Here is a 13,290-nt window from a genome sequence, read left to right as displayed (position 1 = left end):
GCCCCGCCGTTCGCCGCTGGGCTGTGGGACGCGGTGCTGCAACGCCTGCCGGCGCGGCTGGCGGCCGACGCCTGGCTGTACCTGGAGTCGCCGGCCGGGCAGGCGCCCGCAGTGCCGGCGCCCTGGGCGCTGTACCGTGAGGGCGGCAGCCGCGAGGTGCGCGCTGCCCTGTACCGGCGCACCGCTGCTACACTTCCCGGCGACCTTCACGCGGTACCCGACGCATGACCGTGGCCCATAGCCGCATCGCCGTCTATCCCGGCACCTTCGATCCGATCACCAACGGCCATATCGATCTGGTCAACCGTGCGGCGCCGCTGTTCGAGCAGGTGATCGTGGGCGTGGCGCAGAGCCCGTCCAAGGGGCCGACCCTGCCGCTGGACCTGCGCGTGTCGCTGGCCCGCGAGGCGCTGGCCGGGCACCGCAACGTGGAAGTGCTGGGCTTCGACACCCTGCTGGCGCATTTCGTGCGCTCGGTCGGCGGCGGCGTGCTGCTGCGCGGCCTGCGCGCGGTGTCGGATTTCGAATACGAGTTCCAGATGGCGAGCATGAACCGGCATCTGATCCCGGAGGTGGAGACGCTGTTCCTCACCCCGGCCGAGCAACACAGCTTCATTTCGTCCTCGTTGGTGCGCGAGATCGCGCGCCTGGGCGGGGACGTCTCCGGCTTTGTGCCGCCGTCGGTGGTGCAGGCGCTGGTCCAGGCCCGCCAGGCCGCCGCGCAGCGCTGAGCCGACCACCATTCACTGACGACACAGAGGGAGCCGTTCCATGAACACCACCGCACGCGCGTTGCTGATCGCTTCGCTGGCCCTGGGCTTCACCGCCTGCAAGAAGGAAGAAGCCGCCAAGCCGGCCGCCGACGCGCAGCCCGCGCTGACCGCCCCGGCCAAGGACGACGACGCCGGCTGGAAGAAGTACCTGCAGGAAGTGGCGATCCAGAACATGGGCAACGTCACCAACAGCCCGTTCCTGTACTACCTGCCGCCGGAATCGGATCCGGAGTTCCAGGCCAAGTACGAGCGCCAGGTCGAAAGCGCCACCACCGCCATCGGCCGCGGCATCCAGCCGGGCAACATGCTGGCGTTCGGCTCCTCGGCGTCGGCCAAGATGGCCGACCTGATCGCCGCCGCGTTCGCCAAGGTCGAGGCGAACAGCATGAAGGGCGTGCGCGTGGTCTACATCGGCGCCCCGGCCGACAACGCCCGCGTCGAAGCCGTGGTCAAGCCGACCGGCGCCGACTACATCTTCGTCGAAGCCAAGTAAGCCCTGCGCGGGCCGGCGCGCCGCTGCGCGCCGGTTCCGCCATCCCGCGCCGCCCGCAACGGGCGGTTGCGCTGCGCGGATGTGCCGGGTGCCGCCGCGCGGTGCCAGGCAGGCACAGGCGATGCGGTTCTTCATCACCGGACCCACCGGCGCCGGCAAGACCACCCTGGCGCGGCGGCTCGGCCGCTGAGGACTACTTGGTCAGGATCTCCAGAATGGAACTCATGGGAATCCAGAGTTTCAGTGGGTTCGATTCGGCTGCCTGGAATCCAAAGCTTTCGTAAAAGCCGACTGCTTCGGGTTTGGCGTCTACGAATAAGCCGGCGACTCCTACGGTTCGCCCTACTTGCGCTGCACGCACAAGCGCTTCCATGAGCAGCATTTTGCCGAAGCCGCGGCCTTTGAGATTTTGATGCACCGCCAAGCGCGCGAGGCGCACCACGGGGACGTTTCGCGGTAGCTTGCTGCCGACAGGAAGGTCGGTATTGACGACTTGGGCAGAGGACAAGGCGTAGAAGCCGAGGACGGTCGTGTCATCGATGTCCTTGAAGCCTTCCTCTTCCCATGTATCCAGCGTTCCCTTCATCGGGACTGCCAGGTACGTGCGGCTGAGTCCGCGCTTTTCATGCTGGCTCGCCTTGGTGCGCAGCCAGTCATTCAGTTGCTCGTCGCCGCAGTCGAAATCACCGCGGCTTAGGTGTCCACTTAACGGTACTACTTCTAGTTGCAGGGTCATGGCTACTGTTCTCCAGGTGTTGTTTCAAGGAGACAGCGAGACGCGCATTGGCCGGCTTCGGGTTGTCGAGCGCATCGAGAAACCGATGCATGTCACTCTTGCTCAATCGGATGATCGCGTGTTCTTCGATGATCCTCTCGGCTTCCCGTAGTGCGGCTTGGGCGACGAACTGATTCGTCGTGGTTGCTGTCATCTCAGCTGCCTGTTCAATCGCTTGCTGCGCGTAAGCCGTGACCCGGGTCGTAATTCTTGCCCTGTCGTTACTGGTCGCGTGCATGGGTAACTCCTTTGTTCACTCCGTATCGGGCCCGTCCAGCCGAGCTGCATGCGCTCGGAGTGGGAGGGCGATTGTTTGCTTCTAATGGACTATTTCATGGTCTTTCTCCTGTCTTGGAGGTGCTAGCATAGCCTGGTGGTGCCAAAATGGCAATATTTGCCTAAATCAAATAAATTAAATTTTCAAGGTAAATTCGTTATCGCGATAATTGTCTGATTTTTATTGGTTTTTTTGTGATGAATAGCTTTGGCCGAGTTGTTCAAGCCGTCGCTCCCTTCGGCAACCGCTATCGCTGGAGAACGCGACGCAGGGCCGTGCCGCCCCGATCCGGTAAACTGCCCCGGTCAGTGCCGAAGTGCGTCACATGTCCCTCAAGATCAACGAGCTCTGCGTCAACTGCGACGTCTGCGAGCCGGCCTGCCCGAATCAGGCCATCGCCATGGGCGAGACGATCTACGTGATCGACCCCGCCCGCTGTACCGAATGCGTCGGCCATTTCGACGAGCCGCAGTGCGTGGTGGTGTGCCCGGTGGAGTGCATCGACCCCGACCCGGCCATCCCGGAGACCCACGCCCAGTTGCTGGCCAAGCTGCAGCGCCTGCAGCGCGACCACCCCGAGTTGTACCCACAGGAGCCCCCCGCCGCATGAGAAGCCTCGTCCGCCGTGTCCTGCTGCTCGCCCTGGTCCTGACGCCGTCGGCGTGGGCCGAGGCGCCGGTCGCCGAGGCGACCGCCACCGCCCCGGCCGCGCATCCGCCCGGCGCCGCGATCGCCAGTGGCCATCGCCTGGCCACCGAGGCCGGCCTGCAGATCCTGCGCGAGGGCGGCAATGCCTTCGACGCCGCAGTGGCGGTGTCCTCGACGCTGTCGGTGGTCGAACCGATCAGCTCCGGCCTCGGCGGTGGCGGCTTCTTCCTGCTGCACGACGCTCGGACCGGCAAGGACGTGATGCTGGACGCGCGCGAGACCGCGCCGGAATCGGCGACGCCGGCCGCGTTCCTGGACGCCAAGGGCGAGCTGGACCGCGATCGCTCGATCAACGGCCCGTGGTCGGCCGGCATCCCCGGGCTGCCGGCGGCGCTGGTGGAACTGGCGACCAAGCACGGCCGGCTGCCGCTGCGGCAGTCGCTGGCGCCGGCGATCCGCATCGCCCGCGACGGCTTCCCGGTCTACGCACGCATGGCCGAGGGCTATCAGTCGCGGCGCAAGGTGATGGAGCGCTATCCCGGCACCCGCGAGGTCTACCTGCGCAACGGCCGGCCGATCGCGGTGGGCGACGTGTTCAAGCAGCCGGAACTGGCCAACACGCTGCAACTGCTGGCCGACAAGGGCTTCGACGGTTTCTACCGCGGCGCCACCGCCAAGAAGCTGCTGGCCGGCGTGAAGCAGGCCGGCGGGCGCTGGACCGCGGAGGAACTGGCCGGCTACACGATCAAGGAACGCACCCCGATCCGCTTCGACTACAAGGGCTGGACCATCACCACCGCGCCGCCGCCGTCCTCCGGCGGCATCGCCCTGGCCAGCATGCTGCAGATCCTGGAGGGCTACGACCTCAAGACCATGGACCCGGTGCACCGCGTGCACCTGACCGTGGAGGCGATGCGCCGCGCCTACCGCGACCGCACCTTCTTCCTGGGCGACCCGGATTTCACCCACGTACCGCAGCGCATCCTGCTCAGCAAGGATTATGCGGTGGGCCTGCGCTCGACGATCAACCCGGACAAGGCCACGCCCAGCGACCTGCTGTCGGGCCAGCCGACCCCGCTGGAAGACGACGAGACCACGCATTTCTCGATCATCGACGGCGAGGGCAACCGCGTCGGCGCCACCCAGACGGTCAACCTGCTGTACGGCTCCGGGCTGATCCCCAAGGGCACCGGCGTGCTGCTCAACAACGAGATGGACGATTTCGCGCTGCGTCCGGGCACGCCCAACGCGTTCGGGGTGATGGGCTATGCGGCCAACGCGCCCAAGCCGGGCAAGCGCCCGCTCAGTTCGATGTCGCCGACCTTCATGGAGAACGCGGACAAGGCCATCGTGCTCGGCACCCCGGGCGGCAGCCGCATCATCACCATGGTGCTGCTCGGCATCCTCGGCTACGACGACGGCCTCAGCGCGCAGCAGGTCGCCGCGCTGCCGCGCTACCACCACCAGTGGCTGCCGGACGTGATCGAGGCCGAAACCGGCACCTTCGACGCGGCCACGGCCAAGGGCCTGGAAGCCATGGGGCACACGCTCAAGCTGCCCGGCGACACGGCCGAGGACGGCCACGGCTCCAGCCACGTCTGGGGCAACCTGCAGACCGTGGAATGGGACAAGCGCCGCAACGTGCTCAGCGGCGGCAGCGACCCGCGCAACGAGGTCGGCAGCGCCGAAGTGCTGCAGACCGCGCCGGCGCCCTGACGCGCGTTTTGCGAATCCCCAATCCCCAATCCCGAATCCCCGCCCATGAAACTCTGGTCCATCCAAGGCAACTCGCAGAAACTCGACGGCGGCGCGATGTTCGGCAACGCGCCCAAGGCGATGTGGCAGCAGTGGGCCACGCCCGATGACGGCAACCGCATCGCATTGGCCTGCCGCGCGCTGCTGGCCAGTCCGCTGGCCGGCAAGACCGTGCTGTTCGAGACCGGCATCGGCGCGTTCTTCGCGCCGGCGCTGCGCGAGCGCTACGGCGTGCAGGAGCCGCGCCACGTGCTGCTGGATTCGCTGCAGGACGCCGGCTTCGCCCATACCGACATCGACGTGGTGGTGCTGAGCCATCTGCACTTCGATCATGCCGGCGGGCTGCTGGCCGCGTACCGCGAGGGCGCCGCGCCGGAACTGCTGTTTCCCAACGCGCAGTTCCTGGTCGGCGCGGCGCACTGGCAACGCGCGCTGCACCCGCATCCGCGCGACCGCGCCAGCTTCATCCCGGAGCTGCCCGGCCTGCTCGAGGCCAGCGGCAGGCTGGAGCTGGTCGACGGCGAGTATTCGCGTACGCTCGGTGAGGCGGTGCGATTCCGCTTCAGCGACGGCCACACGCCGGGGCTGATGCTGGCCGAGATCGTCGGCCCCGGCCACGGCGAGGACGGTCAGTCGCACGGCGGGGTGGCGTTCTGCGCCGACCTGATCCCGGGCCGCTCCTGGGTGCACGTGCCGATCACCATGGGCTACGACCGCAATGCGGAACTGCTGATCGACGAGAAGCGCGCATTCCTGGAAGACGCGCTGGCGCGCGATGTGCGCCTGTTCTTCACCCACGATCCGGACTGCGCGTTGGCGCAGCTCCAGCGCGATGCCAAGGGCCGTTTCGGCACCGCGCACGAACTGCCGGCGCTGCAGGCGCGCGCACTGGCCGCCTGAGCGCGGCGCTGCGGCTTACCAGCGCAGCGCGGCGTGCGCCGGCACGCCGGCAGCGGCGCCGTCCAGCGCCACCGAAAACCCGATCGTGGTGATGCCGTCGCGGTGCTGCGCGAACACGCGCCCGCCGTGCATGGTCGCCACCGCCTTGACGATGGCCAGACCCAGGCCGTGGCTTTCGCGGCTGTTGGCGCGGGCGGCGTCGCCGCGGTAGAAGCGATCGAACAGGCGCTGCAGATGTTCCGGCGCCAGCGCCACGCTGGGATTGGAGAAGGCGATCAGCGCCTCGCCGCCGCGCTGCGCGATCTCCACCACGATCGGCGCGTGACCGGCCGAGTGCTGGATGGCGTTGTGCAGCAGGTTGGACAGCGCGCGCCGCAGCAGCGACTTCTCGACCGGCACCACCACGTCGCCGCGCACCTCCACCTGCAAGCCGGCCTCGTCCAGCAGCACCTCGAAGAACTCCACGGTCTTGCCGACTTCCTCGGCCAGCGACGCGTCCTCGCACTGGCGCGCACGCTGGCCCTGCTCGGCGCGGGCCAGGAACAGCATGTCGGCGACGATCGCGCGCAGCCGTTCCAGTTCCTCCAGGTTCGACTGCAGTACCTGGCGTAACTGTTGCGCGTCGCGGTGGCGGGTCAGCGCCACCTGGGTCTGGCCGATCAGGCTGGCCAGCGGCGTGCGCAGTTCGTGGGCGACGTCGGCATTGAAGCTTTCCTGCTGCGCATAGGCGGCATCGAGCCGGTCGAAGGCCGCGTTCAACGAGGCGCCCAGGTCCTCCAGTTCGCGCGGCAGCCGCGGCAGGTCCAGGCGCCGCCGGTCGTGCGGGCCGATGCGTTGGGCATCGGCCGACAGCCGCTGCACCGGGCGCAGGCCGAGCTTGGCGGTCCAGTAGCCCAGCGCGCCGACCAGCGCAGTGCCGGCCAGCGTGACCAGCGCCAGGGCGATGTCGAAGCGGCGCCGGGTCAGCGCGAACGGTGCGCTGTCCATGGCCGCGATCAGCTGCACCGGCGGGCGCACCGGCGTGGCCGGCAGTGTTTGGCCGATGGCCTGCCACGATAGCGGCTGCACGTCGGCGATGCCCAGCGTCTGCGGATCGCCGATGCGCACCAGGCCGCTGCGGCCGCGCGTGGCCGCCGCCATCGCCTCGGCGCCGCGCCCGTAGCGGAACGCCGGGTCCTCGCTCCACAGCCAGAAGCGCAGGTCCGGCGCGCTGGAGACGCTGGCCAGGCGCGTGCGCGCATGTGCGGCCAGGTCCGGCGAGCGGCTGTTGACCAGCATGTACTGCACCGCGTCCATGCGCGAGCGCAGTTCCTCGCGCTGGTGGCGGCGCAGTTCGTGCTCCAGCACCTGGTGCAGCACCAGCCCGATCAGGGCGAAGCCGAGCAGCGCGGTGGCCGCGAACAGGCCGGCCAGGCGCAGCGCGATCGAGGGCCGCGCCGGCGCGCTCACCCGGCCGCGTCCTCGCGTTCTTCCAGCACGTAGCCCATGCCGCGCACGGTGTGCAGCAGCGGGGCGTCGAACGGCACGTCGATCTTGGCGCGCAGGCGCTTGATCGCCACTTCCACCACGTTGGTGTTGCTGTCGAAGTTCATGTCCCAGACCATCTCGGCGATCGCGGTCTTGGACAGGATCTCGCCCTGGTGCCGGGCCAGCACCGCCAGCAGCGCGAACTCCTTGGCGGTCAGGTCCAGCCGCTGCCGGCCGCGCATGGCCTTGCGGCTGATCATGTCGATCTGCAGCTCGCCCACGCGCAGCAGCGTGCTTTCCTGGGCGCGGCCGCGCCGCGCCAGCACCTGCAGCCGCGCCAGCAGTTCGATGAAGGAGAACGGCTTGATCAGGTAGTCGTCGGCGCCCTCGCGCAGGCCCTTGACCCGGTCCTCCACGCTGTCGCGCGCGGTGAGCATGATCACCGGCGTGCTCTTCACCGAACGCAGCGAGCGCAGGATGGCGAAGCCGTCCAGGCCCGGCAGCATCGCGTCGAGCACGATCACGTCGAAGTCGTAGTGCAGGGCCAGGTGCTGGCCGTCGATGCCGTCGTAGGCCACGTCGACCGTGCAGCCCTGTTCGCTCAGTCCCTGCTGCAGGTAGTCGGCGGTCTTGCGCTCGTCCTCGACGATCAGCACCTTCATGGCTGCAGCGCCTTCGGCGCGGCAGTGCGTGCGCGACGTGCCTGGCGCCGATGCAGGTACCAGCCGTGCAGGCGGTCCAGGTACAGGTACACGATCGGCGTGCTGAACAGGGTCAGCAGTTGCGACAGCAGCAGCCCGCCGACCATCGCATAGCCCAGCGGCCGCCGCAGTTCCGACCCGGCGCCGTGGCTGAGCATCAGCGGCAGGCCGCCGAGCAGGGCGCACAGGGTGGTCATCATGATCGGCCGGAAGCGCATCAGGCAGGCCTCGAAGATCGCATCGCGCGAGGACAGCCCGCGTTCGCGTTCGGCATGCAGGGCGAAGTCCACCATCATGATCCCGTTCTTCTTGACGATGCCGATCAGCAGGATGATGCCGATCATCGCGATGACGCTCAAGTCGTAGCCGCCGGCCATCAGGATCAGCAGCGCGCCGACGCCGGCCGAGGGCAGGGTGGAGAGGATGGTCAGCGGGTGGATGTAGCTCTCGTAGAGCAGGCCGAGCACGATGTAGACCGCGATCAAAGCCGCCAGGATCAGGTACGGCTGGGTGCGCAGCGAGGCGCTGAACGCCTGCGCCGTGCCCTGGAAGCTGCCGCTGAGCGTGGCCGGCACCCGCAGCTGCGCCTGGGCCTGCTGGATCGCGTCCACCGCATCGCCCAGCGCCGCGCCCGGCGCCAGGTTGAAGGAGATGGTCACCGCCGGGAACTGGCCCTGGTGGCTCACCGACAGGTAGCCGGTCTTGCTGGTGTCGAGCGTGGCGAAGGTGGACAGCGGCACCTGCTTGCCGGTCAGCGGCGAGGTCAGGTACAGCCGCTGGAACAGCGACGGATCGCCCTGCAGCGCCGGCGTCACTTCCAGCACCACGTGGTAGCTGTTGAGCTGGGTGAAGTACTGCGCGACCTGGCGCTGGCCGATGGCGTCGTTGATGGTCGCGTCGATCTGCTGCGGGGTGATGCCGAAGCTGGCCGCGCGCTGGCGGTCGATGGTCAGGCTGGCGATCGGCGCGGCGTTCTGCTGGTCGGAGGCCACGTCGGTCAGTTGCGGCAGCGCCCGGAACGCCTTCAGCAGCTTCGGCGCCCAGGTGTTGAGCTCGTCCAGGTTGGCGTCGGTCAGGGTGTACTGGTACTGGGTGCGGGCCAGGCGGCCGCCGACGTTGATGTCCTGCCCGGCCTGCATGAACAGGGTGACGCCCTGCACGTGCGCCAGGCGCTTGCGCAGCCGCGCGATCACCTGGTCGGCGCTGGCGGTGCGGCCTGCGTCCTTGGGCTTGAGCGCGATCGAGAAGGTGCCGGAGTTGAAGGTGCTGGCGCCGGTCTGCATGCCGAAGGACAGCACGTCCGGGTCGCGGCGGATGATGTCGGCCAGTTGCAGCATGCGCGTGCGCATCGCCGCCGAGGACGAGTCCTGCGCCGAATCGGCAGTGCCGGAGATGAAGCCGGTGTCCTGCTGCGGGAAGAAGCCCTTGGGCATCACCACGAACAGCGCCACGCTGGTGGCCACGGTCAGCAGGAAGCTGGCCAGGGTCAGCCGCGGGTGCCGCAGCACCGTCTCCAGGCCGCGCCGGTAGGCCGCCAGCAGCGCGTCGAAGCCGCGCTCGAACGCGCGCGCCAGGCGTCCCTGCGCCTGCTCGGCGTGCGGCTTGAGCAGGCGCGCGCACAGCATCGGGGTCAGGGTCAGCGACACCAGCAACGACACCAGGATGGTCAGGCTCACGGTCACCGCGAACTCGCGGAACAGCCGGCCGACGATGCCGCCCATCAGCAGCAACGGGATGAACACCGCCACCAGCGACACCGAGATCGAGACCAGGGTGAAGCCGATCTCGGCCGCGCCCTGCAGTGCCGCCTGCAGCGGCGCCATGCCGTCCTCGATGTGTCGGTAGATGTTCTCCAGCATCACGATGGCATCGTCCACCACGAAGCCGACGGCGATGGTCAGGCCCATCAGCGACAGGTTGTCCAGGCTGTAGCCGAGCACGTACATCAGCGCGGCGGTGCCGAGGATCGCCAGCGGCACGGTCAGGCTCGGGATCAGGGTGACCACCGCGCTGCGCAGGAACACGAAGATCACCGCCACCACCAGCACGATCGAGAGCAGCAGGGTGAACTCCACGTCCCTGACCGAGGCGCGGATGTTCTGCGTGCGGTCGGCGAGGATCTTGACGCTGACGCTGGGCGGGATCGACGCCATCAGCCTGGGCAGCGCGGCCTTGACCTGGTCCACCGTGTCGATGACGTTGGCGCCGGGCTGCTTGGTGATGGCGATCATGATCGCGCGGCCATCGACGATGCCGCTGTCGGCCGGCGCGGCGGCGCCGGCGTAGCCCCACGCGGCGATCTTGGCGTTCTCCGGCCCGTCCACCGCGGTGCCGACGTCGCGCACGCGGATCGGCGCGCCGTTGCGCCAGGCCAGCACCGCGTCGTTCCAGGCCTGGCTCTGCAGCAGTTGATCGTTGGTGGAGACAGTGAAGGCCTGGCGTGCACCGTCGATCGAGCCGGTGGCCGCGTTCACCGTGGTGGTGGCGATCACCGAGCGGATGTCCTCCAGGCTCAGGCCAAGCGCCGCCAGCTTGGCCGGATCCACCTGCACGCGCACCGCCGGCTTCTGCGCACCGTACAGGTTGACCAGGCCCACCCCGGAGATGCGCGAGATCTGCTGCGCGAGCACGTTGTCGGCGTAGTCGTTGACCTGGGTCAGCGGCAACACCCGCGATTGCACCGCCAGGATCAGCGACGCCGATTCGGCCGGGTTGATCTTGCGGAAGCTCGGCGCGCTCGGCAGCGCGCTCGGCAATTGCCCGGACGCGGCGTTGATCGCGGTCTGCACATCGAGCGCGGCAGCGTCGATGTTGCGGTCCAGGTCGAACTGCAGCGTCACCTGGGTCGAGCCGAGCGCGCTGGTCGAAGTCATCTGGCTCAGGCCCGGAATCAGCGACAGCTGCCGCTCCAGCGGCTGCGCCACGTTCGAGGCCATGGTCTGCGGGCTGGCGCCGGGCAGGCTGGCCGAGACCTGGATGGTGGGGAAATCGACCTGCGGCAGCGGCGCCACCGGCAGCAGCGGCCAGGCCACCAGGCCCAGCAACAGCAACGCCATGGCCAGCAGCGAGGTGCCGATCGGGCGTTTGATGAAGGCGGCCGAGACGCTCACGCGTGCGCTCCCGCCGCGGCGGGCTTGGCGTGCTTGGCCGGCTTGGCTTCCACCACTTTCGCCCCCGGGTGCAGGCGGTATTGCCCATCGACCACCACGCGCTGGCCGGCCTGCAGGCCCTGGCCGATCACGCTCTCGCCATCGGCATCGTCCAGTACCTGCACCGGCTGGTCGCGCACGCTGCCGTCGTTGCCGACCACGTATACGAACTCGCCGTCCTGGCTGCGCTGCACCGCCGCGCTCGGCACCACCAGCGCGCCGCTGCGCATGCCCAGGGTGATGCGCGCGTCCACCGTCTGCCCCGGCCACAGCGTGTGCCCGGAATTGGGGAAGTGCGCCTTCATCGCGATGGTGCCGGTGCTGGTGTCGATCTGGTTGTTGAGCAGGGCCAGCGTGCCGTGCGCCAGTACCTGTCCGCTGCCGTGCTCGACCGCGTCCACGCCCACGCTGGCCGGCGCGGCCTGCAGTGCGCGGTTGATCTGCTGGAAGGCGCTTTCGGGCAGAGTAAACTGCACGGCGATCGGGTCGATCTGGTTCAGCACCACCAGGCCGCCGGCATCGCTGGCGTGGACGATGTTGCCCGGATCGACCAGGCGCGCGCCGGCGCGGCCGTCGATCGGCGCGCGGATGGTGGTGAAGTCCAGTTGCACCCGCGCGTTGTCGATCGCCGCCGCATCGCTCTGCAGGGTGGCGCGCAGTTGCGTGACCAGCGCCTTCTGCGTGTCCAGGGTCTGGCGGGTGGTGGCGTTGTCCTGCAGCAGTTGCGTGTAGCGCTGCAGGTCGGCCTGCGCATTGCCCAGCTGCGCCTTGTCCTTGGCCAGTTGCGCGGTGGCCGCGGCCAGTTGCGCCCGGTCGGTGCGCGGATCCAGCCGTGCCAGCACCTGCCCGGCCTTGACGTCCTGGCCTTCGCTGAAGCCCACGTCGATCAGTTGCCCATCGATGCGCGAGTGCACGGTCACCGAGGCGATCGGCAGCACCGTGCCGATCCCGGTCTGGCGGATCGGCACGTCCTTGCGCAGCACCGGCGCGCTGGTCACCGGCACCGGCGGCGTGGCCTTGGTCGGTGCGTGGCGCGGGCGCAACCATACCGCCAGCAGCAGCGCGACCAGCACTGCGGCGGCGACGAATGGCCAGCGCCGCCGTGGCATGGCATGGCGCGGTGGCGGATCGGCGGGGCGGGTGGGCGCGGCGGTGGACATGGGTTACTCCGGGAGGACAGGAGCCGGCGTGGCGCCCGGCGAGGCGCCGCGCACGACGGGGAGACGGGCGCTGTCCCAGTCGCCGCCCAGCGCGACCAGCAGCGCGACCTGGGCGCCGAACTGGCGCGCTTGCACTTGCAGCAGGGTGCGTTGCGCTTCCAGCGCGTTGGCCTGGGCGGTGATCACGGCGCTGTACAGGGCGGTGCCGGCGCGGTATTGGTCCATCAGCACGCGCTCGGCCTGCTGCGCGGCGTCGGCGGCGCGCCGCTGTTGCTGCTCCTCGCGCGCCAGTTCGCGCGTGGCGGCGAGCTGGTCCTCCACGCCCTGGAACGCGCTCAATACGGTCTGCCGGTAGCTGGCGGCCGCGGCATCGAACACGGCTTGCGCCTGCGCGCGCTGCGCGTGGCGGGCGCCGCCGTCGAACAGCGTGCCGGCCAGCGCTGCGCCCACCGCCCAGACCCGGTTCGGCACGCTCAGCAGCGAGGCCAGCCCGGCACCGTCGTAGCCGCCGCTGGCGCTCAGCGACAAGGTCGGGAACCAGGCCGCCACGGCCATGCCGATGCCGGCGTTGGCCGCGGCCATGCGCCGTTCGGCGCCGGCGATGTCCGGGCGCCGCTGCAGCAGCACCGAGGGCAGGGCCTTCGGCGTTGGCGGCAGCGCCGGCAGCGGTGCGTCGCTGGCCGCCAGCGAGAACTCGGAAGGGGTTCGGCCGAGCAGCACCGCCAGCGCGTGGTCCAGTTGCCGGCGCGACAGCGCCAGATCGGTCGATGCGGCTTCGGTGCTGTGCAGGGTGGCCTCGGCCGCGGCCACATCGGCGTCGCTGGCAACGCCGGCGCGCACCCGCGCCTGGGTCAGCCGCAGCGCGTCGCGGTAGCCGGCGAGGGTGCGCTGGTACAGCGCCAGGGTCTGGTCGTCGAAGCGCAACTGCAGGTAATCGGCGACCACCGCGGCCTGCAGCGACAGCCGCGCCTGCGCCAGATCGGCGGCGCTGGCCTGGGCGTTGTCGCCGGCCTGTTCGATGCTGCGCCGGACCTTGCCCCAGAAGTCAGGCTCCCAACTGGCGCTGAACCCCAGCGTATCGGCGTCGCGCAGCCCCGGCTTGGGGGTGACGCTGCGCTCGCGCGTGGCCGCGGCCTGCACGCCCAGCGTCGGCGCCTCTGCCGCCCGCGCGCTGCCGACCAGCGCCTGCGCC

12 protein-coding genes and 1 pseudogene are annotated in these 13,290 nt (G+C 69.4%); 6 read left to right on the top strand and 7 right to left on the bottom strand.

Features of this window, described 5'->3' with window-relative positions; genetic code table 11:
- The 3 genes and pseudogenes from D588_RS0122340 to D588_RS0122330 form a co-directional block, all read left to right on the top strand.
- Positions 1-228: pseudogene (locus tag D588_RS0122340) on the top strand (16S rRNA (guanine(966)-N(2))-methyltransferase RsmD); the annotation flags it as partial.
- Entirely contained in the window at positions 225-731 is a 507-nt protein-coding gene (coaD, locus tag D588_RS0122335) for a pantetheine-phosphate adenylyltransferase (protein ID WP_010342036.1), read from the top strand. The pseudogene D588_RS0122340 and the gene coaD, both read left to right, overlap by 4 nt.
- 40 nt (positions 732-771) lie before the next feature.
- Positions 772-1,266 carry a hypothetical protein gene (locus D588_RS0122330; RefSeq protein WP_010342035.1) on the top strand — a complete coding sequence of 165 codons (495 nt, stop codon included), beginning with the start codon at positions 772-774 and terminating at the stop codon, positions 1,264-1,266.
- A gap of 193 nt (positions 1,267-1,459) precedes the next feature.
- Here D588_RS0122330 and D588_RS0122320 read toward each other — a convergent pair whose 3' ends face one another.
- Positions 1,460-2,002 carry a GNAT family N-acetyltransferase gene (locus D588_RS0122320; RefSeq protein WP_026144001.1) on the bottom strand — a complete coding sequence of 181 codons (543 nt, stop codon included), beginning with the start codon at positions 2,000-2,002 and terminating at the stop codon, positions 1,460-1,462.
- The gene (locus D588_RS26930) at positions 1,950-2,279 is read right to left on the bottom strand and encodes a DUF1778 domain-containing protein (protein ID WP_081613628.1); all 330 of its coding nucleotides are present in this window, start codon (positions 2,277-2,279) and stop codon (positions 1,950-1,952) included. Before D588_RS26930 ends, D588_RS0122320 begins: the two co-directional genes overlap by 53 nt.
- Before the next feature lie 364 nt (positions 2,280-2,643).
- Between D588_RS26930 and D588_RS0122315 the strand changes: the two genes are divergently transcribed.
- The 3 genes from D588_RS0122315 to D588_RS0122305 are packed head-to-tail and all read left to right on the top strand — an operon-like array spanning position 2,644 to position 5,621.
- Entirely contained in the window at positions 2,644-2,928 is a 285-nt protein-coding gene (locus tag D588_RS0122315; protein ID WP_017908325.1) for a YfhL family 4Fe-4S dicluster ferredoxin, read from the top strand.
- The gene (gene ggt / locus D588_RS0122310) at positions 2,925-4,682 is read left to right on the top strand and encodes a gamma-glutamyltransferase (protein ID WP_017917579.1); all 1,758 of its coding nucleotides are present in this window, start codon (positions 2,925-2,927) and stop codon (positions 4,680-4,682) included. The genes D588_RS0122315 and ggt overlap by 4 nt, the downstream gene beginning before the upstream one ends.
- 45 nt (positions 4,683-4,727) lie before the next feature.
- Positions 4,728-5,621, top strand: coding sequence for an MBL fold metallo-hydrolase (locus D588_RS0122305; RefSeq protein WP_017917578.1), 894 nt, complete (start codon positions 4,728-4,730; stop codon positions 5,619-5,621).
- Between the two features lie 15 nt (positions 5,622-5,636).
- Here D588_RS0122305 and D588_RS0122300 read toward each other — a convergent pair whose 3' ends face one another.
- The 5 genes from D588_RS0122300 to D588_RS0122280 all read right to left on the bottom strand — a co-directional run.
- Positions 5,637-7,070 carry a heavy metal sensor histidine kinase gene (locus D588_RS0122300; RefSeq protein ID WP_017917577.1) on the bottom strand — a complete coding sequence of 478 codons (1,434 nt, stop codon included), beginning with the start codon at positions 7,068-7,070 and terminating at the stop codon, positions 5,637-5,639.
- Positions 7,067-7,750: a heavy metal response regulator transcription factor gene (locus tag D588_RS0122295; RefSeq protein WP_017917576.1), complete on the bottom strand. Its 684-nt coding sequence runs from the start codon at positions 7,748-7,750 to the stop codon at positions 7,067-7,069. Before D588_RS0122295 ends, D588_RS0122300 begins: the two co-directional genes overlap by 4 nt.
- Positions 7,747-10,899: an efflux RND transporter permease subunit gene (locus D588_RS0122290; protein WP_017917575.1), complete on the bottom strand. Its 3,153-nt coding sequence runs from the start codon at positions 10,897-10,899 to the stop codon at positions 7,747-7,749. Before D588_RS0122290 ends, D588_RS0122295 begins: the two co-directional genes overlap by 4 nt.
- Positions 10,896-12,098, bottom strand: coding sequence for an efflux RND transporter periplasmic adaptor subunit (locus tag D588_RS0122285; protein WP_017917574.1), 1,203 nt, complete (start codon positions 12,096-12,098; stop codon positions 10,896-10,898). The genes D588_RS0122290 and D588_RS0122285 overlap by 4 nt, the downstream gene beginning before the upstream one ends.
- A gap of 3 nt (positions 12,099-12,101) precedes the next feature.
- The coding region (locus D588_RS0122280) for an efflux transporter outer membrane subunit (protein ID WP_017917573.1) at positions 12,102-13,290 on the bottom strand (1,189 nt) is incomplete at its 5' end.

Origin of the sequence: Xanthomonas sp. SHU 308 (genome assembly GCF_000364645.1) — a bacterium.
GTDB lineage: Bacteria > Pseudomonadota > Gammaproteobacteria > Xanthomonadales > Xanthomonadaceae > Xanthomonas_A > Xanthomonas_A sontii.
This window is presented reverse-complemented; position numbering and strand designations above follow the sequence as displayed.